Raw genomic sequence first — 20,946 nt, 5'->3', positions numbered from 1 at the left:
TTGTCTGATTTTACTTGAGATAGCTTGGGCTTTTACTTTGATTTTAGCGGCCTTCCACAAGAAACAGTAGCGTTATTGTTTTGATTTTTATGTGATTTTGATTAAAAAACACCCAAAATAAATTTTTACTTTATCTAACACAAAGAAAATACCTGATTGTTTTTTATCATTAATAGTAAAAAATGGCTATTGAATGAGCAGGATCGACATTTCGAGTGAATAATCATCCGAAACTGCCTTGTTTGATATATGATTCAAAGAGAATTTAACTAAGGGGTGGTTATGAAAGTACTTCGCGGCCTTGCGCAATACTATGTCGATTTAATGATGAAGCTCGGGCTGGTGCGATTTTCTCTGTTACTCGCATCTGCACTCGTTGTTCTCGCCATGATAATGCAAATGGCAGTGACAATTGTTTTAAGAGGGCATGTTGATAGCCTCGATATGGTGGGGTCAATTTTCTTTGGGTTAATTATTACCCCATTAGCTGTTTACTTTTTATCGGTGGTGGTTGAGCAGCTTGAAGAGTCTCGGCAGCGTTTATCGCGAATGGTTGATAAACTTGAAGTTATGCGAAAACGTGATGCTGATTTAAACACTCAGTTACAGGGAAATATTGAACAGCTTAACCTTGAAATTCTAGAGCGAGAAAAAGCAGAGCGTGCTCATTTAGAACTTCTGGAACAATTAAAACAAGAAATGAAGTACCGTGAGCAGACGCAAATTGAACTTGAGCAGCAATCTGTTTTACTTCGTTCATTCCTCGATGCCTCACCTGATTTAGTTTATTACCGCAACGAAAATAATGAGTTTTCGGGGTGTAACCGGGCAATGGAACTATTGACTGGAAAAAGTGAAAAACACTTAGTTGGGTTAACTCCATTAGATATTTATGATGTTGAAATTGCCTCTAAGGTTATGGAAACCGATGAAAAAGTATTTCGTCATAATGTTTCTCTCACTTATGAACAATGGTTGGTATATCCAGATGGTCGTAAAGCCTGTTTTGAACTTCGTAAAGTGCCTTTTTATGATCGCGTTGGTAAACGCCATGGTCTGATGGGCTTTGGGCGCGATATAACGGAGCGTAAACGCTATCAGGAGGCGTTAGAGAGCGCGAGTAGGGAGAAAACCACCTTTATTTCTACAATCAGCCACGAGCTTCGTACCCCCCTTAACGGCATTGTTGGTTTGAGCCGAATTTTATTAGATACAGATTTAACTTCGGAACAATCTAGCTATTTAAAAACTATTCATGTAAGTGCCGTTACGTTAGGTAATATATTCAATGATATTATTGAGATGGATAAAATTGAACGCCGTAAAGTTCAGTTAGATAACCAGCCCATCACATTATCTGAATTTGTGAATGATTTAGAGAATTTAAGTGGATTATTGGTACAGCCAAAAGGGCTTAAATTTGTCATGGATGTTGCCCCTGCATTACCGAAAACGGTGTTAACTGATGGGACCCGTTTGCGGCAAATATTGTGGAATTTAATTGGTAACGCAGTTAAGTTCACGCAAAAAGGTGAAGTGAAGCTTAGTATTTGGCAAGAAGCTGAAAATAAACTGTTTTTCAGGGTTCAGGATAGTGGCATAGGTATACCTAAGGGCGAATTAGATAAAATCTTTGCAATGTATTACCAAGTAACAGATTCTGCTGGAGGTAAACCTGCAACTGGAACGGGTATTGGGCTTTCTGTCTCTCGTCGCTTAGCACAAAATATGGGAGGCGATATACAAGTTGAAAGTGAAATAGGCCAAGGTTCCACCTTTACTTTATCTATCACAGCGCCTGTTGTTGAAAGTAATGTTATTGAACAGCAAGATAGTGAAGAGGATTACCCATTGCCTGCATTACATATTTTACTCGTAGAAGATATTGAACTGAATGTTGTTGTTGCTTGTTCTGTATTAGAAAATTTAGGAAATACGGTTGATGTGGCAATGAATGGGAAAGATGCTCTCGAGATGTTTGCCCCTGGAGAATATGATTTAGTTTTATTGGATATCCAATTACCTGATATGACAGGCCTAGATATCTCTCGGCAACTCAAACAGCAGTATGATAAGCAAGACTTACCACCATTGATTGCTTTAACGGCAAATGTTCTTAAAGATAAAAAAGAATACTTTGATGCAGGTATGGATGGGGTATTGAGTAAACCATTATCAGTTCCAGCATTGACCCAAATTATTGAGCAATTTTGGGGGGAACAATCTACTCAACCTGAAGAAATATCGGGTGAGCATGAGACTTCGAGTGTTGATGAATCTAGGCTCGATTGCGATATGCTAGAACAGTATATTGAGTTAGTTGGCCCTAAGCTTATTTATGATGGCCTAGATGTCTTTGAAAAAATGCTGCCGGGTTACTTAGCTATTCTTGATTCAAATATGGTGGCTAAAGACCAAAAAGGGATTGTTGAGGAAGCTCATAAAATCAAAGGCGCAGCAGGTTCTGTTGGCTTAAAGAACTTACAGAAAATTGCACAACAGATTCAATCTCCTGATTTACCTGCATGGTGGGACAATGTGCAAGAATGGGTCGATGAATTAAAACAGGATTGGAAAGCAGATATAGAAACTTTGAGAAACTGGGTTGATGAGCGTACAAAAAAATAACCCCAACCGAAGTTGGGGTGCGCGAATACTGCGCCAACACCAGGGAAATCGTTGATTTGCATATGCTTTTTGTTTTTTGCAAATCATAAAATTAGGTATATCACTGTAAAGGGCAACATCAAGATACCAAAATTTAGCGAATCTGTTACAAGATTCATTAAAATCTGTGATGAAGATTGATGTTTATGCACCTTAGCGCCTGAGAGATAATTTACTACAAATGGAGGAAGATATGAAATCAATTGCGGTTATTTTAAGTGGCTGCGGTGTTTTTGACGGAAGCGAGATTCATGAGTCAGTGCTAACTATGCTAGCTTTGAGTCAATATAATGCTGAAGTTCATTTTTTTGCGCCTAATGAGTTACAACCTACTGTTATAAATCATATAAATGGAGAATTGAAAACAGAAAAGCGTAACCAAATGGAAGAATCTTCACGTATTACACGTGGGAAAATATCACCTTTATCATCAGCTGATGCTTCAAAGCTAGATGCCCTCATTATTCCTGGTGGTTTTGGGGCGGCAAAAAATTTATGTGATTTCGCAGTTAAAGGAAGCGAGTGTGAAATTAATAAAGAACTATTAAGTTTAGTACGCCAAATGCACCAACAGAAAAAGCCGCTAGGGCTGATGTGTATTGCTCCAGTGATGCTTCCTAAAATGTTAAATACATCAGTAGAACTAACTATTGGAGATGATAGTGAAACGATTGCTCAAATAGAAATTATGGGGGGGAAACATATTAAATGTGCTGTTGATGATATTGTAATTGATGAAGTTAACCGAGTTGTTACAACACCTGCTTATATGCTAGCTCAATCAATTTCTGAAGCAAATACGGGTATTAATAAGCTTGTTAAGAAAGTATTGGAAATGGCGTGATTATTTGAATGCGAACTATTGTTTCTAGATTATGGCACTGGTTAAAGAAGATCACATTTTCATTACTTGTGGTGTGGATTTGTTCAGTCATTTTATTTAAATACATACCAGTGCCTTTTTCTGCAGTGATGATTGAACGGCAAGTTAGCGCATGGGTAAACTTAAATTTTTCTTATGTGTCTCATTCTGAATGGGTAGATGAAAATCACATTTCTCCGTATATCTATTTAGCAGTAATTGCAGCGGAAGATCAAAATTTTCCTCATCATTGGGGGTTCGACCTTGATGCAATTGAGCGAGCTTACAAACATAATTTGAGTAATAAACAAACAATTAGAGGGGCTTCAACTATCTCACAGCAGACAGTAAAAAATGTGTGGTTATGGGATGGAAGAAGTTGGTTAAGAAAAGGCTTAGAGACAGTAATGACTCCTGTTATGGAGCTTTTATGGTCAAAGAAAAGAATACTGACCGTTTATCTTAATATAGTAGAGTTTGGTGATGGTGTTTTTGGGGTCGAAGAGGCTGCAAATAAATTCTTTAATAAGCCTGCTAGCAAGCTTTCAATGAGCGAGGCTGCACTATTAGCTGCGGTTTTGCCTAATCCTCATAGATATAGTGTAAAAAACCCATCTTCCTATGTGCTCAAAAGGCAAGCTTGGATCTTGAACCAAATGCACTTATTGGGAGGTAAGAATTATCTGAAAATAAACCAGTTGATGAACGAATAAGAAAAAAGCCATGGTTTTTAACCCACGGCTTTTGTTTTTATAACAATATATTATTGTTTATGATTAATTAAGATAAGTGAAAGCAGTTGTTACTCGACGAACACCATCTGTTTCACTAGCGATTTTCGCCGCTGCATCTCCTTCTTGCCTTGTTAATACACCTAGCAAGAAAACCTCACCGTTTTCAGTAATGACTTTCACACTACCAGATTTAACGCTATCACTCGCGAGGATTTTAGATTTAACTTTGGTTGTTAACCAAGTATCTTTTGAGGCTGTACCTAAATCAACAGGCTCACCACTACGGACTTCATTATAAACTGCGATGGTACCATCAACGTTAGAGGCTATTTGTTTTGCTCGTTCAGCCCAAGCCATATCAGGGCTTTGGCCTGTTAGCAGAACATTTCCTTTATAAGCGGTTGCAATGATACGAGCCTTGCCCGTAATTTCTTTATCTTTGTTCAGTTGCCCACTAACTCGAGCTTCTAAGGTGCCATCGTCAACTTGTTGACCAACTGTACGAGGGTCAGTTGCGCTTTTTGTTGCAACAGCAGTGGAACCGACTACAGCAGCACCAATACAACCTTGTAATAGAATAGTACTAATGACTATGGCAAAAACCGGAATTAATCGCATTTTATCTCCTTAATCGTCCTGATGTGGGAAAAGAGTATTATCTATGAGGTCACATAGACAATTTACAGTAAGAAGGTGAACTTCTTGAATTCGAACACTTCGTTGGGATGGAATACGAATTTCAACATCTTGGGGGCCAAGTAAACCTGCGAGTTCCCCTCCGTCATAACCTGTTAGGGCGACAATTGTCATGTCTCTAGTCACGGCTGCTTCAACTGCCTTAATGATATCGCTACTATTACCATGGGTTGAAATTGCCATCAAAACATCACCATGTTGCCCTAATGCTCTAACTTGTTTCGCATAAATTTCAGAAGGCTGCTTACTACCCGAAATCGCAGTTAACACTGCATTATCTGTATTAAGTGCTAAAGCGGGTAAGCTAGGGCGTTCGGTTTCAAAGCGATGGATCATACTTGCAGCAAAACGTTGTGCAGTAGCGGCAGAAGCACCATTACCACAACATAAAATTTTGTTGCCATTGAGTAGAGATTGAACCATCATCATCGCGGCTCTTGAAATGGCATCAGGCAGCGCTTCAGCAGCTGCTATTTGAGTTTGTATACTTTCAGTGAAGCAAACTTTTATTCGGTCTAGCACGAGTTTTTCCTTTGTCGCCTCGATATAATTCAAATTATTTTTGTATATTGCCATTATATTTGAATTATAGCTTTGTTGACTGCATGATCAGCGTATAAAACTGATTATATCATTTGTTAATAAATATCATTTTCGTTGAATGCATTTTGTATCCAGTCAAATTGGTTTCCCGTGATGGCGCAGATATCAAAACGGCATGCACTGGTTTCAAAACTTTCTTGCCTTTGTGAGAGCCAATATTTGGCAGCAGCTAATAGTTTTCGACGTTTGTGCCAGTTTACTGATAAAAGTGCATCTCCGTAATCACAATTCTTGCGAAACCGAACTTCAACAAATACCCAACCTGTATTATCTCGCATGATGAGGTCGATTTCTCCGCCTCGGTTCCTTGCATTACGTTCAACAAATGTTAATCCCTGCTGTTTCAGGAATGCGAGCACTTGATTTTCATAGTACCGGCCTGTTAACCATTGTATGGCTTTTGGCATAATTTTCATGACGTCCTTGTCTGAAAAAAAATGAAGTATTCAGTGATGTTATTGTGAGGAAACCACTTTGCCTTGTTTAAATTGCAACCAAGGTAATTCTCGGAACACTACACAGTTTGGTGTAGTACTCAAGGTTCCTGATGCACCATTGATACGAAATTGTCCCGATTGCTGTAGTTTGTCGTAATTGTTGGCTAAAGACCATGCGTCAATACCCATGGCATATAAGCGGAATAAAGAGTAATCATTGTTCAGCTTTTGTTGGGCTTGTTTACGTAAGTTATTGTTTGCACCTGCGAGTAAAGGGATTTCGCTAAATTTAACGCCATCCATTTCAAAGCGGTAGTCTGCGCCAGATCCAGCTTGGTTACTGCGAGAGCTTGCGTAAAGCGAAGGACGAGAACGAGAACTAATTGCCATTTCAATCATTGGCTTGATTAAGGTCAGCTCATCACGGGTGGCAACAATATAAACGCCGTCAATCGCACCAACTGAATCGACATATTGTGAGTCTATCGATTGTATTCCGGTATTCACAGGCGTTCCTGTCATACGGATACCTGCGCCGCGATTAATCGACTCTTTTAAAGAAGGGACAGACCCAAAGGTTTGCATTAAAACGGTCCCGCCGCCTTTTTCTTGCCACCCTTGTGCAAAGGCTTTGGCTATCCTATCACCGAAAGTATTAGCGGGAACTAGTACCAATGGCATTTGCTTACCTTCAGCTTTCATGTAAGCGGCAGCATTTTGTGCCTCATCTTCTGGCGATAATGAAAAATAGCAAAGATTAGGTCGAGGCTGTAATTGGTTCGCATCAAGCTCATTGAGGGCGAGCACACTAACAGGCGCTCCCATTTGGGTAATAACTTGAACGTCACTTTTTAATAATGGCCCAACAATAAGATTGAAACCTTCATTTTTCGCTTGTTCAATAAGCTCAGGCATTTGCTTGTTTGTGGTATCAAACACTTTGACGCTTTGGGTATTCACAGGGGCGGCATCAATACGCAAAGTTGATGTCACCACGTCGCTATCGCTAGAAGTGGGAGCATTACCTGTTGTTGCTGCAACTTGTTCATAAATTTGGTCAAGCACATCATTTCCACTACTTGGTGGCGGTGTTATGGCTGTTTGAGTAGCGGGCCCTTGAGGCAGGCCTTTTTGTGCATCCATAAAGCCTTGCATAATCGCTTGACCGAATACTTGTCCTTGCCCACTCATGGGTAAAAACAATGCAATCTTAGGGTTTTTGCCCACTTGAGGTATCATGGCTTGTTGCAAAAGAGTCGGCGTTGTCATCACTCCAGGGTTATTCGAGTAACGCATTTTCCAATCGTTATAGCCTGCAAGTAAAGCATCTGTGTCGTCTCGGTTGTTTTGATAAATATCTAAAAGATCGACCCAGCCTTGGAGAATATTTTCATCTGCCCCAATTCCATGAATTTGTTCTGGCGTTAACTGTGTTAACATCTGCCATAACCCATCAATATTAGCTTGGCGTTCAGCGGCTGTTTTTAATAAAGGTTCTTGGCTAATGTAGGCCCTTATCGCCTCCATTGAAGGCTTACCTTGTGCAGCATCAATGATTGCTTGGTAACGGCTAGCATCATCAGATGTGCTTTGCTCAGGCGTTTTTTGGGTTGACGGAAAGTATTCCGAGACAATTTGGCACCCTGACAGTGCAAATGTGGACAGCATTGCTGTGCAGATTAACCCTTTTTTCAAATGCAAAAAAATTGAAGGACGCATACTGTATCCAATGGTGTATTTTTCAATTGCTTAATTTTAAACCGGCTATTCGGATGAAACAATGAACCAACCTAATCAAGCTGTGGTTATGGCATCCACGCTGTATATTGTCCCTACCCCAATTGGTAATATGGGGGATATAACGCAACGCGCGTTGGATGTTCTTAAACATGTTGACCTTATTGCAGCAGAGGACACTCGGCATTCAGGCATTCTATTACAGAATTTTGCGATAAATGCGCGGTTGTTTGCTCTGCATGATCATAATGAACAGCAAAAGGCAGATCAATTAATTAGTCGACTTCAACAAGGTGATAGTATCGCATTAGTCTCCGATGCGGGTACACCTTTAATTAATGATCCAGGTTATCATCTAGTTAATCGTTGCCGCGAAGCGGGTATTCGTGTCGTACCTTTACCGGGTGCCTGTGCTGCTATTACCGCGTTATCAGCAGCGGGTTTACCCTCAGACCGTTTTTGTTATGAAGGTTTTTTACCCGCTAAAACAAAAGGGCGTAAAGATGTTTTACAATCTCTCGAACAAGAAACTCGCACGCTGATTTTCTATGAATCAACCCACCGTTTGTTAGACAGTTTAGCAGATATGGTGGAAGTCTGGGGACCGGATCGCCATGTTGTTTTAGCACGTGAAATTACGAAAACGTGGGAGTCCATTGAAGGCCGCCCAGTGGGGGAATTACTCGCTTGGGTAAAAGAAGATGAAAACCGTCACCGTGGCGAAATGGTGTTGATTGTCGAAGGGTATAAAAAGCCAGCTGATGACTCCGCAGTTTCCCCTGAAGTGGTGAGAACATTAAATTTATTACAAAAAGAATTACCCCCTAAAAAAGCGGCTGCAATCACGGCTGAAATTTATGGTCTCAAGAAAAATATGCTGTATAAGTTGATGCTTGATAATCAAAGTGATGAATGATTTTTGGGCAAATACCACGATTTGATTGATATAAGTGGTAAATTGCCCACGTTAGAGTCTGTACAAGCAACAACAAAGTGCCTATAATTCGCCGCGGAGTTGGCCAGACAACCGCTGCTTTATCGTAGTCCCTTCGGGAGACGGGTAGAGGGGAGGAAAGTCCGGGCTCCATAGGGCAGGGTGCCAGATAACGTCTGGGAGGCGCGAGCCTACGACTAGTGCAACAGAGAGCAAACCGCCGATGGCCTGTTTACAGGATCAGGTAAGGGTGAAAGGGTGCGGTAAGAGCGCACCGCGCGACTGGCAACAGTTCGTGGCACGGTAAACTCCACCCGGAGCAAGACCAAATAGGGGTTCATATGGTGCGGCCCGCATTGAACTCGGGTAGGTTGCTGGAGCCAGTGCGCAAGTGCTGGCCTAGATGAATGGTTGTCCATGACAGAACCCGGCTTATCGGCCAACTCCACAGACAAATAAAAAAGGCTATAGCACTTTTATTGCTATAGCCTTTTTTATTACTCGTCATATTTCAACTTGTAGGGGTGTTGGCTGCTCTCGGCTACTCTAGTCACATACTTATGTATGCTCCTAGAGATATCCTCCCTTGCCGCCTACCTACAAGCTGAACTATTTAGAGCTGTTTATTGCCGCAAGCTAATCTTGTCACCTCGTTTTTCTGAAATCATCAATATCGTCACGCTCTGATGCAAATCAATGCGCTCTGTGAATATGTAAATAAAATAGTGGTATTTTAAATGCATGTTAAAGAGATCTTTGGGCATGATAAAAAAAACACGTGTAAGGTACCAACGCCGCCCAGGTACAACTGGGGGAAAACTCCCTTGGAATGATTGGCGAAATGCATCAACATGGCGTAAATTTGTACAGTTCACGCTATTGGCGATCAATATTTATATTGGAGTTACCTTCTATTACTGGGTACGATATTACGAAACTGGAGGGGCGACAATTCACCTTCCTCGCCCTGGTGGAATTGAAGGTTGGCTGCCGATTGCGGGGTTAATGAATTTAAAATATACCTTGGAAACGGGGAGTTTTCCGCCAATTCATGCGGCCTCAATGTTTTTATTAGTCTCTTTTATTGTGATTAGCTTACTGTTCAAAAAAGCATTTTGTTCATGGATGTGCCCGATTGGCACAATATCAGAGTACACTGGTAAGTTAGGGAAAAAAGTCTTTCGTTATCAAAACCAAATTAGCTTACCTAAATGGCTCGATATCCCTTTAAGGGGCCTAAAATATTTGTTATTAGGTTTCTTTCTTTATATTGCATTTTCCATGTCTGCACAGATGATCCAATATTTTATGATGTCGCCTTATGGGATCATTATTGACGTAAAAATGTTGGATTTTTTTCGTTATATTAGCTTGTTTGCGCTTATTACTGTGGTCATTTTAGTGATAGCAAGCTTGTTTATTCGTAATGCTTGGTGCCGTTATTTGTGCCCTTATGGCGCTTTGTTAGGCATTTTTTCGTTATTTTCGCCATTTAAAATTCGGCGAAATGTGGAAAGTTGTATTGATTGCGGAAAATGTGCCAAGAACTGCCCATCACGGATACCTGTCGATAAGTTAATTACTGTAAGAACGGTGGAATGTACGGGATGTATGACTTGCGTTGAATCTTGCCCTGTTGCATCAACGTTGGATTTTTCATTGCAAGTGCCAACAAAAAAACGTCAATTTCGCTTATCGGGTTGGATGATGGCAATTCTAACCTTAGCAGTTTTATTTATTATTATTGGTATTGCTATGTATTTTGGCGTTTGGGATAGCCCAGTACCTGATAATTATTGGTTTCATATTATACCAAATGCAAGAATGATAGGTCATTGATGCACAATAAAAAGCCCCGCTACAGATGATGAGCGGGGCAACTTGTTGTTTTGTCATGATGACAGATTTTGTACTGCTTATTTATACTTATTTACTCGCTTATATTTATTTTCTCACTTACTGCTTACTACCACATCAATTAACCGCTTGCTTAACCATCTGCAATAATTGACGTACATCTTCTGGGCGAGTGTTGCCCGTTTCTTTATCAATGATGGAACTATAAATATGAGGAATGATTTTTTTCACGCCTGTATCAAGGGCAATTTGCAAAATTTCAGCAAAGTTATCTAAATCAATGCCGCCTGTAGGCTCTAAAGAAAAATCAAAGTCAGCGCAAGCTTTGGCAATGGCTTTATATTCTTCAATATATGTTAATCCTTTCATATTAAAGAATTTAACTGAGTCAGCACCCATGTCTTTAAGCATCATAATGGCAGTTTCAACCGGAACAATGCCATCTGGCGCTTGAGAGCTTAGTGGGCCTGTAGAAATTTTCACCATACCTACCGTGCCTGTGGGTGATATGAGCGCATTCACGAAGGTTTCATTTTGGCCTAATAGTGCACGGCTAATTGGTGCGCCAGTAAAGACTTGGTTAACGTGCTGTGGTTGAACTTCTTTTGAAATCAGCGATACCATGGTTGACTGATTTGGGTCGCCAGCACCGAGACCAACTGATAATGCATTATCGGTTTCTTGTGCATAAATGCGCATATCTGCAATGGCACTTTCTAAGTCAGGGTAATTTTTAGATAAAACACCAACAACAACAAAGGTTTCTGCTGCGGCATAGATATCTTTTGCATTCTGATGGCTGCCTGCCAGTACGTTTAAACAGACACGGTCACGATAAAAATTCGGTGACAATTTCATCTTAAATTCCTTCTACTAACAAACGAATATTCTTAGAAATAACATCAAGTTGTTCAGTGCTAACACTACGAATGTCAGCCTCTACTTTTCCTTCGTTGGCTTTGTACTCACGGAAGTAAATCGCGGTATCGCCCTGTTTTAGCTCAGCCATGATTTGGTAAGTGGTTTTGCCTATCATTTTTTCATCAAAGCTAATTTCGGTACGGGCAATATCACGTCCTGCACCATCCCAGACGACTCGAGCAGAGATACCTTTAATGGCATTTAAATCACTGATGAATTGACTCATTCGATTAACCATCTCTGCGCCTGTTTCTTTGGTAGCAGTCAGGTACTGTTCGATAGCGAGTGTGAGCCCCAAAATACCTTCTTTACCTACTTTCATCGCACGGCCAATACCTTGGCTTTGGCGTTTTACCCACTCAATATATTGTTTTTTACCGATAACCAGACCGCTTGTTGGGCCTTCGATTGCTTTTGCTCCGCTGTAAATCACAATATCGCCACCGGCTTGGTAGTAAGCGGTAAGTTCTTCTTCTGCTGCGGCATCAACGATCAGGGGGAGCTGGTGGTCATGAGCCACTTTGGCGGCTTGTTCCACGGTTAACATGCTTTTTTGCACGGTATGGTGTGATTTGATGTACAAAATAGCGGCTGTATTGGGGGTGATTTTTGCTGCTAACTGAGCGGCACTGCACTCATTAGCAAAACCCGCTTCGACTACTTTACCGCCACCTAAGCTTACCATTGTGTCCACAGGAGCACCAAAATTAACGTTATGGCCTTTAGGTAAAATAATTTCACGTGGAACAACTTTGTTGGATGAATGCAAATTGAGCAGTAAATCATCATCATCTTGTACAATCACCGCTGCAACAGCTTGTGCAATACCAGCAGAGGCACAAGACACAACCATCGCAGCTTCAACATTTAATAGATTAGCAATATATTCGCCAGTTTTATTAACTAAGTCTTTAATTTCAAAATAATTATTTAATCCATAAGCAACACGTTCAACAACTTCTGGAGTTGGCGTTGAAACACCCAGAATTGTCATGCGGCCAGAGGCATTAATAACGTGTTTTAACTGATATTTATCATAAATCGATTGCATGTTCTGATTCACCTTGTGCATGAATAATGTGTTTTCCACCGACGATAGCAGCCAATGGTACGAAGCGGTGAGTGCCTATACGGTGTTCGCCTTCTGCATCCGTGAGCTCTGTTTGCTCTTCTTTAAGGTCAAAAAGGGTTATGTCGGCGTCAAAGCCCGGCCTTAAATAGCCTTTCGCGGGTAACGATAAGAAGTTGGCGGCTTTTTCGGTAACGCAGCGAAGCACTTGTTCCGCACTAAAGCCCATACACAGAAATTTGGTCATCACAAAAGCGAGGCTATAAACAGGGCCATTAACGCGGTTGCGGTGGTAAATATCGGAACTGATGATGTCAGGGTAAGTGCCAATGCGCATCGCTTGCTCTGCAACTTTAAAGCTAAAGCTTTCACCGCCATGTCCAACATCTAATATGACACCCCGTGCGAGTGCGCGAGCAATTGATGGTTTTAGGTAGCCATCTTCGCCTAAAATCTTATTGGGTTTGCCATTAAAGCAGTGAGTGATGATATCGCCGCGCGTCAGTAAATCAGCGACTTCATCAATATCCGGCGGGTTGTTGCCAATATGCACCATGAGTGGAAGATGGTGTTTTTTCTGCATTTCTTTAGCTTTAACCAGTGGGGTAATGCCATTTTCACCAACCACGCTTTTACTCATACGGGCTTTCATACCAACAACAAAGCCGGAGTGGCGTTCGATAGCGTCTTGAAAGCAGGCTTCATTGATGTTGTTCATATCCGACAATTCATTTTGCGCAATGATGCCAATACGTGAAATATTTAACAGAGAAAAGACATTCGTTTTTGATTTCTGGGTGAGCTGATAAAATTTATCAATATCATCAGCACCGACACTACCTGCATCAACCAGTGAGGTAACTCCGCCAGCGGCTCCTGCTAAATCAGGGTCATCGAAGTAAATAGGTGACTCAACAAAGCAATGAGCATGAGAGTCAATCCACCCAGCACTGACATAAGTTTTTCCTTGTAGGTCAATGACTTTGTCGGCTTGCTGATTATTCGCTAATTCAGGGCCTGCCGCTTCGATTTTTCCATCTTTAATAAGAATGTCGATAATCGAGCCATCGATACGCTTACCTTGTTTGATGATTAAAGTGTACATAGTTGTCCTCTCGATACTCGATACTCGTCATACTCGTCATACTTCAAACCGCAGCGTTGTTGGCAGCACTTCCGCTACCCTAGTCACATACTTTTGTATGCTCCTAGGGATATCGTCGTTTGCCGCCTAGCTGCAATTTGAATTATTTAGAGTATGCCTAAGTGCGTATTCTAAATGATGTCAACCACAGCGTTGTTGGCAGCACTTCCGCTACCCTAGTCACATACTTTTGTATGCTCCTAGGGATATCGTCGTTTGCCGCCTAGCTGCAATTTGAATTATTTAGAGTATGCCTAAGTGCGCATTCTAAATGATGTCAACCGCAGCGTTGTTGGCAGCACTTCCGCTACTCTTTGAACTATTTCGAGTCTGTTTTTAATTTATGCTATTCAGTAACCCGGAGCATATGCCCCGGGAGAGTGTTGGTTAAGCGACGATTGGGAAGAAATAACCGAACAACATAGCACCTAAAATGGCGCCACCGGCAACGGGTTTTTGCCATACATAGAAAATCAATGCGCCAATTAAAGAGCCAATTCCGATTGGAATGGATGCGGCCATCGCGGCTAAAATAATCAATGGGCCTAAGAAACGGCCGGAGGTATTACCCGCGCCCATCATGACGTCAGCACCAAAGGTTGAGTTAGCCTGAGCAATCGTGAATTTACGTGCAAATACAATCAGTAAGCCGATTAATACGCCAAGGAATAAGCCAGTTAGTAACGACATCCAGAAGTTAGTGACTAAAAAATCCCAACCAGCGGCTAAAAATAAGGCGGGAACACCGAGGCCAATACCGGTTTGCAGTGCGCCACCGATATCTAAAATACCGACCAATGAACCTTCGATGATCCTAGCAAATAAGAAACTTGCACCAAATGCTGCGACTGCGCCATAAACCCCGGTATCTAACCCTGCACGTAACATGGCGACGAAAGCCACTTCGTTAAATGCCCCAAAACCGTAGACGACATACATGTGGGTACCTGCGAAGATCCCTGCGGAAAGCAACCCAACAAAAATCGGGAAGGACCATTCTGCGTACCAAAAATCTTGTTTGTTAATTTCTGTTGTCATGATTATTTCCCGCTCAGCAGACCGTGGACGTATTCAAGCCACAATGGTTTATCTAGGTTGAAAGAGGTGATCATCTTTAGGTCGAATTCACGGAAGAAGCCGCTGAGAACGAACAGGAGAACCACGGTTATCATCATTGTACGAGTGATACGGTTCCAGCCGTTGTCATCAACGCCTTTACCAATCAAGATACCTAAAACTAAACCAGGGATAGCATTCCCCATGATTAGCTGAGCACAACCACCAAATAATGTTGCCCAGAAACCTGAACGACGCCCTGCATCCATGGCGGCTAACCAGAAGATGACTGGCATCACGGTATTAACTAACAAGTTTGCGGCAGGCACTAGTACGTTAATGGCTGTCGTTTGTAGTGCAGCAGGAACTGCGGAAGCGGTTGTGTTTAAGAAGGCGACAACTAATGCCCCAATGATGGCACAAGCGATAGCCATTTTTTTCGGGTTATGCAGTGTGTCAGCGACACTACGGTTTTTGGTTAATAGTGCAGCCGCGCCCCAGTTTGGGATGATGCGGTGGTCAACATCTTGTGTAAATGCCCCAGCAGCAACTGACGATGCCCATGCGTTAAAGAAGAACCCTAAGCCGAAAGAAAAATGAGACGCTGGGTCGCCTTCACAAGCGTTCAGCTCACCCAATGTACGGAATGCCCCCATACCTTGTACGGTTGGTGCGTGGAACATACGCGCAGCCCCTGCGCCTAAGCCAAAGCCGCAGAGCCCACCGATGATCAGGGACATGCCCAATATTTCTAAAAAAGATGCAGTTTCACTCATGGAATTAACTCCAGACCTGATTGCTATTATTGTTCTGTAAATGGTATTTCGTTGACAGAAAGTAAAGTGACATCCAGCGAAACGTCGAGTACAACACGAAAATGTTCACGTTTGCGTGGCAAAAAGAGAAAAAGAAATTTTTCTGTCCGCGAATGAGAGTGAGCACTAATCACTTCAACATCCTTTGGTTCTATCCGTAGGATGATATCTGTGCTGTTCTTCAGTACGGTTTTTTGAATTGAATTTAAGGCGTCAGCTATTGCTTTTTGCTTAGTGTCGCCTTGCCCTGTAACCCGTACAACCGTTTCGATAGATTTTTTCATTAAGCGTTGCCGTATTTTTTATTGAATGCTTTTACCAAGCGCTCGCCTAACTCTTCCTTGTCCATAAAACCGAAACCTAATACATTGCAACCGTCTGCAATCGCGGTTTCTCCCTCTTCAATAGAGCGCATCCCATAGCGAGCTTTATAGCCATATTTAGTTTGAGCGGTAATTGCGCCAGCGCCACCACTACCACAAAATGAGATGCCTAAATCGGCTTGTTCTGCGTTCATGACATCACCGAGTTTCATATCAGCAGCGACCCCCGGAACAACAACGGCTTTGCCACCCGCAGCTTCAACACCCGCAGCCACTTTTTGGCCTTTACCTAAACGGTCACCGATAACAACAACTATCTGTTTCATAAAATATTCTCCAAATCCTACCAAATTAGTAATTAATCATTTGAACGTGCGACTTCAAAGTGAACAGAGAGTAAATAAGTCTCTTCAGGTGCTAATCCAGGAAGTGTGTCAACAACCCGTTGTGCGAGCACTATCGAATGTTCAGAAATTTCATCGAATAAGCTGATATCGACTTCTGGTAAGGCTTCACCCGTTTTTGCTCTACCGACCATGGCACGTAAATGAGACTCCAACATCTGTTGTTGTACATCTGTGGTGTAGCAGTCCTCCTGCTTGAGCCAGTCAGTAATCACTGCTAGCAGTTTTTGTGTCACCTCATCAATATCAAGGTTATGTTCTAACATTTTAAAAACGACAACTGATTCACTCATAACTATTTAAAATCCAAAGTAATATTGCAAGTTAGACTACTCTGTTCCTTCATGCTTAATACCTTAGTCTGTTCTTGTTCATTTTTGCAGGCAGGAAATTTCCACTTATAAGTGGAAATTGTTTGGAAATTAATAAATGTATTTTTGGTGTGTTTTTTGCTCTATTTGGAAATTAAGTGGAAAAATTGACATCAGTCAACTATCTAAATAAGATGTGAATAACAATACTTTGGATAAAATATGTTATTTATCAATTGACTATTTTTTTAATTAAAAAATGGAAACAAAAAAAGGAACTGGAAAGGGAAGTGGAAGCTATAAATGGAAATGATGTTGCGTGGGTTGTACTCGCTTCCATTTAGTCACTTTGGCCGTAAAATAGACAGTTTAGGATAGGAAAATATTTATAAGAGTTGTGGTTAGGATCACGTAAAAGTCAGCAACTTCCACTTTTCCACTACAAAGTGGAAATTGCTATCAAGTTAGAGGATACGCGCTAAGCTATCTTTAGCTATTACTTGGAACTCATTGAAATTTTTGACACTCACTAAGCGACGTGTTGTCTTTTCTTTTACAAAGGTAACGAAAAGGTCATAAATAGCCATCGCTTCTTCATAGTCTGTTTTACTGATAGCTAATAAGAAAATGACATAAGCATTTTCTTTGGTTTCTTTATTCCACTCAATGCCTTTCGGGGCGACAACGGTTGCAACCACTGTTTTATTGGCAAGTAGCCCTAAAGAGTGAGGCAATGCGATACCTTCCCCGAGCAAGGTGGAAACAATTGATTCACGCTCTTGTAGTGAAGGGTAGAAATCAGGTGTGACGTAGCCTTCTTGCTGCAATTTATTGCAAACCATTTGAAAGAGCTCTTCTTGGCTAATTTTTTCATTAATTACCATGAAGAACCGTTCATCAAAAAAGCGCTCGATAATATAAGGGCGAGTTTGATCAACCATGGCGAGGCGGCCAACTTGCTCTAGTTGATAGGGTGTTGGGAACGGCGCAATTTTAATAACAGGCTTATTTTTCTCTGAAATTCGTACAGTGGTAATCACGAAATCTTCAGAGACTTCATCCAAGGATTCATACTCTTGTAACGTTAACCCTCGGCTAAATTTGAGCTGTGGAAATTCACGCATGATTTTAGATTCAACCACGCGAAACGTGGAGTTCCCTGCATCAGTAACTACCAGTACTTCTGTTTGGCGAATGGAGCCAGCGCCATAGTTACGTTCGAGGCTGACTCCAATATGAACCGCAAGGTAACCTAGTTCATCTTCACTGATTGGGTGGGGGAGTAATTGCTTACTTGCACTGGTTAACGCGCTCAGTGTGACATCATAGGCGAACGGGTAATATTGTTTGATATCAGATAATAGCGGGTTTGGTGTGGAAATATGATACTGCAAACGGGTGATCAGCGATGCAAGATGAGTATTGAGATCTTTTTTGAGTTTTTCATCGCTCCGTAAGTCATAATTATATAATTCATTAATATAATTTAAAATATATTCACATAGCTCATTATGAGTACCACTTTTTTGCGTACTAGAGTCTTGGTTACTAATGCGTTGGGCAACGATTTGGTCATGCAAATAGCTAAGTTCTGCCCCTGAAAGGTCATTGCCAAGAAAGTAGATTAAACCTTTGGATATTTCATCACAGGCTTTGCGGATCACTTCTTCACTGTCATCATTTTTGACGGAGGTGGTGAGTTCATGACCACGAGTGATACGCAAAATAGTCACCGCACAATTAAAAACCAGGTATAAATGCCCTTCGTTGCTAATTCGAATATCAAAGCGATTCATACTGTTATGTAAAACTTTATCGATATATGTCAGGTCTAAATTATCAAGGCAATCAGGGCGGAAAGTGGTTAAATCAGGGGTTATCTGTGCGGAATAGCGGCGCCATAAAGTTTCGGTCATACAAGCTCGAACTGCCCACTCGCTACCGTTCAAACGAATGCCTTGATGAGGGATACTTTCTAATGCAATTTGGTATTTATGAAGCTGTTCTCTCACCGCACCCATATCTTGCTGTAAAGTGCCACGGCTGATAAACCACTCTTCAGCGATATCATCAAGTTTTACGGGGAGTGATAACATCAAGAGTTTTAATAGCAGGGCATCAATGCGCTCTTTGCTAGTGCGAGGAATCTGATTGTCTTCATCACTTTGTTGAGTAAAGGTAGCAAATAGGGCTTCGTCTTCAATTTTTAGTCGGTAACCGCGACCTCGCTCATATACAATATGAGCACTATATGGCTGTATCAATTCATTGATTTCATTGATATCAGAACGAATAGTTCGAGTAGAAACGGAGAAATTTTTGGCTAACTCGTCTTGAGGCACTACCTCATTGAGAATTTGAGCAAAAATTTGATTATGTCGCTGTTGAGTGAATAGAGCCACGGAAACACCTTTAAAATCAAAACGAAAAAGCATTTGAGCAAGAAAATGACTTGTTTTTTGCTCGCTAATGGCAGGACTCTAACACAAGCATGTCAATATGTAGGATATGTAAATCATAAAATTTGCGAATCCGTTCGCAAAATTCACTCTGCTATAGCAGGAAAAGGGCTAGCTTTGCTCTCCAAGATCGATTAATAGCCCTCTAAACGGTTTATTTACACTAATGATGACTTGATTGTCGTCTTGGATAAAAGCCCCATCATTGCAATTCATTTCTAACTGCTCGCCTTTTGGTGTACGCAATGTCGCTCCACCATGTATAGACTGAAGGAATGAGTTTTTTCCTTTTAGCGTGATCGCTGTTGACTCATTAGTTGCCAAATGAATTTGGGTGATCCAAATTTGTTGACGTAACTGAATGCTTTGACTTTCCCCGTCAGGAGATGCGATAAGTTTGTTCTCATTTTCACTAATGGCTATTTTTTGCAAAGGCAAAGATTCTTGCTGTGGGCAAGCATTTAGCCAGAGCTGTAAACGTGTCAACGGTGTTTTTGGGCACACATTTTGTTCGCTGTAGCTTAGGTCTGGGCGCGGTGAAAAACGCACACACTCACCTTCATCTGCTTGGATGGTGTTACCTAGGCTATCTCGATATTCTGCATGCCCTTTTAGGATGATATTTAAGATATCGACATGTGGATAGGTTCTTGGCTGTAGTGCATTTTGTGGTGCGATAACTTCTTGGTTCAGCACTCTGAGAGTTTTAAAACCCATAAAGTCTGGGTCAAAATAATGGCCGAATGAAAAGGAATAACGCGCTTGTAGCCAACCATAATCAGCTTTTCCGCAATGGTTAGCGGGTCTTAATGTCATCATAATGGTTAACCCTCATTGAAAATAAATAAGTTAATAATCTATTGTTATAATAAATAGCTGGACGTTGAATTGTTAGCCAGTTAATCTGTTTCCTTTGTTCAAATTTCCTGAAAGAGAAACTTCATGAGTAAAGAGAGAGCATTAACGCTTGAGTCATTAAGGGTTATGGATGCAATCGACCGCCGTGGTAGTTTTGCTGCAGCCGCTGAAGAGTTGGGGCGAGTCCCATCTGCGCTGAGTTATACCATGCAAAAATTAGAAGAAGAGCTCGATGTCATTTTATTTGACCGTTCAGGGCATAGAACTAAGTTTACCAATGTCGGTAGGATGCTACTTGATAGAGGAAGGATCCTACTTGAAGCCGCTGATAAGCTAACATCTGATGCGGAAGCGCTTGCAAAAGGATGGGAAACGCATTTAACCATCGTGTGTGAGGCTTTAGTTCCTGTTCATTCACTTTTTCCGCTGGTGGAACGATTGGCGGAAAAATCAGAAACACAGTTATCGTTAATTACTGAAGTATTGGCGGGAGCATGGGAACGTCTTGAAAGCGGTAAAGCGGATATAGTCATTGCTCCTGATATGCATTTTCGATCCTCTTCAGAAATTAACTCTAAATCGTTATATACCGTTAATCATATTTATGTAGCGAGCCCGGATCATCCCATTCACCAAGAACCTGAGCCGTTATCTGATGCGACTCGAGTGAAATACCGTGGAATTGCAGTGGCTGATACCGCTCGTGAGCGGCCTGTGATCACGGTGCAGTTGTTGGATAAACAACAACGATTGACGGTGTCAACGATTGAGGATAAACACAGAGCCTTGTTGGCCGGCCTTGGTGTTGCGACGATGCCGTACCCAATGGTTGAACAAGATATTCGCGAAGGGCGTTTAAAGGTGGTTGGCGCAGAGTTTAGCCATGAGACGAATATTATTATGGCGTGGCGGCGGGATAGTATGGGGGAGGCTAAGTCGTGGTGTCTCCGAGAAATCCCCAAATTATTTAGAGTGTAAACTCGTTATATTTTGAGCCGTAGGGGTGTTGGCTTCATTGAGTCACCCGAGTCACATACTTATGTATGCTCACGGGATGAC

At 41.5% G+C, this 20,946-nt stretch carries 20 protein-coding genes and 1 other RNA gene; 7 read left to right on the top strand and 14 right to left on the bottom strand.

The genetic code is table 11. The features are described 5' to 3' along the window. Positions 1-282: 282 nt before the first annotated feature. The 3 genes from arcB to mtgA all read left to right on the top strand — a co-directional run bounded on the left by arcB (position 283) and on the right by mtgA (position 4,242). Positions 283-2,628, top strand: coding sequence for an aerobic respiration two-component sensor histidine kinase ArcB (gene arcB / locus PR834_RS07095; RefSeq protein ID WP_165879525.1), 2,346 nt, complete (start codon positions 283-285; stop codon positions 2,626-2,628). Between the two features lie 232 nt (positions 2,629-2,860). Continuing rightward, positions 2,861-3,511 (top strand): isoprenoid biosynthesis glyoxalase ElbB, encoded by a 651-nt coding sequence (elbB, locus tag PR834_RS07090; protein WP_094961520.1) that lies wholly within the window; start codon positions 2,861-2,863, stop codon positions 3,509-3,511. A gap of 8 nt (positions 3,512-3,519) precedes the next feature. Beyond that, positions 3,520-4,242 (top strand): monofunctional biosynthetic peptidoglycan transglycosylase, encoded by a 723-nt coding sequence (gene mtgA, locus PR834_RS07085; protein ID WP_036958022.1) that lies wholly within the window; start codon positions 3,520-3,522, stop codon positions 4,240-4,242. 63 nt (positions 4,243-4,305) lie between these two features. Here the strand turns inward: mtgA and dolP are convergent, their stop codons facing one another. From dolP to PR834_RS07065, 4 genes are all read right to left on the bottom strand, one after another. Next, positions 4,306-4,881 (bottom strand): division/outer membrane stress-associated lipid-binding lipoprotein, encoded by a 576-nt coding sequence (dolP, locus tag PR834_RS07080; RefSeq protein WP_272536552.1) that lies wholly within the window; start codon positions 4,879-4,881, stop codon positions 4,306-4,308. A gap of 9 nt (positions 4,882-4,890) precedes the next feature. Continuing rightward, positions 4,891-5,481 (bottom strand): DnaA initiator-associating protein DiaA, encoded by a 591-nt coding sequence (gene diaA / locus PR834_RS07075; protein WP_004908326.1) that lies wholly within the window; start codon positions 5,479-5,481, stop codon positions 4,891-4,893. A 116-nt stretch (positions 5,482-5,597) separates the two neighbouring features. Continuing rightward, the gene (locus PR834_RS07070) at positions 5,598-5,978 is read right to left on the bottom strand and encodes a YraN family protein (protein ID WP_004258211.1); all 381 of its coding nucleotides are present in this window, start codon (positions 5,976-5,978) and stop codon (positions 5,598-5,600) included. Between the two features lie 39 nt (positions 5,979-6,017). After that, a complete protein-coding gene (locus tag PR834_RS07065; RefSeq protein ID WP_262960763.1) occupies positions 6,018-7,718 on the bottom strand; it encodes a penicillin-binding protein activator in 1,701 nt (566 codons plus the stop codon). A 61-nt stretch (positions 7,719-7,779) separates the two neighbouring features. Here PR834_RS07065 and rsmI point away from each other — a divergent pair, with 61 nt between their 5' ends. The 3 genes from rsmI to PR834_RS07050 all read left to right on the top strand — a co-directional run bounded on the left by rsmI (position 7,780) and on the right by PR834_RS07050 (position 10,509). Beyond that, the gene (rsmI, locus tag PR834_RS07060; RefSeq protein ID WP_004258206.1) at positions 7,780-8,652 is read left to right on the top strand and encodes a 16S rRNA (cytidine(1402)-2'-O)-methyltransferase; all 873 of its coding nucleotides are present in this window, start codon (positions 7,780-7,782) and stop codon (positions 8,650-8,652) included. A gap of 95 nt (positions 8,653-8,747) precedes the next feature. Further along, positions 8,748-9,121, top strand: an RNA gene (gene rnpB / locus PR834_RS07055) — RNase P RNA component class A. Between the two features lie 311 nt (positions 9,122-9,432). Beyond that, the gene (locus tag PR834_RS07050) at positions 9,433-10,509 is read left to right on the top strand and encodes a 4Fe-4S binding protein (protein WP_262960762.1); all 1,077 of its coding nucleotides are present in this window, start codon (positions 9,433-9,435) and stop codon (positions 10,507-10,509) included. Positions 10,510-10,644: 135 nt separating this feature from the next. Here PR834_RS07050 and dagF read toward each other — a convergent pair whose 3' ends face one another. The 10 genes from dagF to PR834_RS07000 form a co-directional block, all read right to left on the bottom strand. Further along, positions 10,645-11,385: a 2-dehydro-3-deoxy-phosphogluconate aldolase gene (gene dagF, locus PR834_RS07045; RefSeq protein WP_196725310.1), complete on the bottom strand. Its 741-nt coding sequence runs from the start codon at positions 11,383-11,385 to the stop codon at positions 10,645-10,647. A gap of 1 nt (position 11,386) precedes the next feature. Beyond that, on the bottom strand, positions 11,387-12,499 hold the full coding sequence (locus PR834_RS07040; protein WP_196725309.1) for a DgaE family pyridoxal phosphate-dependent ammonia lyase: 1,113 nt from the start codon (positions 12,497-12,499) through the stop codon (positions 11,387-11,389). Further along, positions 12,483-13,622, bottom strand: a complete 1,140-nt coding sequence (locus PR834_RS07035; RefSeq protein WP_094961526.1) for an amidohydrolase/deacetylase family metallohydrolase — start codon at positions 13,620-13,622, stop codon at positions 12,483-12,485. Before PR834_RS07035 ends, PR834_RS07040 begins: the two co-directional genes overlap by 17 nt. A gap of 426 nt (positions 13,623-14,048) precedes the next feature. Beyond that, complete coding sequence (locus PR834_RS07030; protein ID WP_004258187.1) at positions 14,049-14,699, bottom strand: DUF4310 family protein; 651 nt, start codon at positions 14,697-14,699, stop codon at positions 14,049-14,051. A 2-nt stretch (positions 14,700-14,701) separates the two neighbouring features. Beyond that, on the bottom strand, positions 14,702-15,493 hold the full coding sequence (locus tag PR834_RS07025; RefSeq protein ID WP_004258184.1) for a DUF4311 domain-containing protein: 792 nt from the start codon (positions 15,491-15,493) through the stop codon (positions 14,702-14,704). 26 nt (positions 15,494-15,519) lie between these two features. After that, a complete protein-coding gene (locus PR834_RS07020; RefSeq protein WP_004258180.1) occupies positions 15,520-15,816 on the bottom strand; it encodes a DUF4312 family protein in 297 nt (98 codons plus the stop codon). Continuing rightward, on the bottom strand, positions 15,816-16,181 hold the full coding sequence (locus PR834_RS07015) for an SFCGS family glycine-rich protein (RefSeq protein ID WP_004258177.1): 366 nt from the start codon (positions 16,179-16,181) through the stop codon (positions 15,816-15,818). Before PR834_RS07015 ends, PR834_RS07020 begins: the two co-directional genes overlap by 1 nt. 32 nt (positions 16,182-16,213) lie before the next feature. Then, positions 16,214-16,552: a transcriptional antiterminator gene (locus PR834_RS07010; protein ID WP_004258172.1), complete on the bottom strand. Its 339-nt coding sequence runs from the start codon at positions 16,550-16,552 to the stop codon at positions 16,214-16,216. Positions 16,553-17,034: 482 nt separating this feature from the next. Continuing rightward, entirely contained in the window at positions 17,035-19,005 is a 1,971-nt protein-coding gene (locus PR834_RS07005) for a BglG family transcription antiterminator (RefSeq protein WP_004258168.1), read from the bottom strand. Between the two features lie 135 nt (positions 19,006-19,140). After that, positions 19,141-19,848, bottom strand: a complete 708-nt coding sequence (locus PR834_RS07000; RefSeq protein WP_094961527.1) for a pirin family protein — start codon at positions 19,846-19,848, stop codon at positions 19,141-19,143. Positions 19,849-19,971: 123 nt separating this feature from the next. Here PR834_RS07000 and PR834_RS06995 point away from each other — a divergent pair, with 123 nt between their 5' ends. Next, a complete protein-coding gene (locus PR834_RS06995; protein ID WP_004258161.1) occupies positions 19,972-20,865 on the top strand; it encodes a LysR family transcriptional regulator in 894 nt (297 codons plus the stop codon). Positions 20,866-20,946: the final 81 nt, after the last annotated feature.

It is taken from the genome of Providencia sp. PROV182, assembly GCF_028480325.1.
GTDB lineage: Bacteria > Pseudomonadota > Gammaproteobacteria > Enterobacterales > Enterobacteriaceae > Providencia > Providencia hangzhouensis.
The sequence above is the reverse complement of the archived record's forward strand: the minus strand, read 5'-3'. Positions and strand labels throughout refer to the sequence as shown.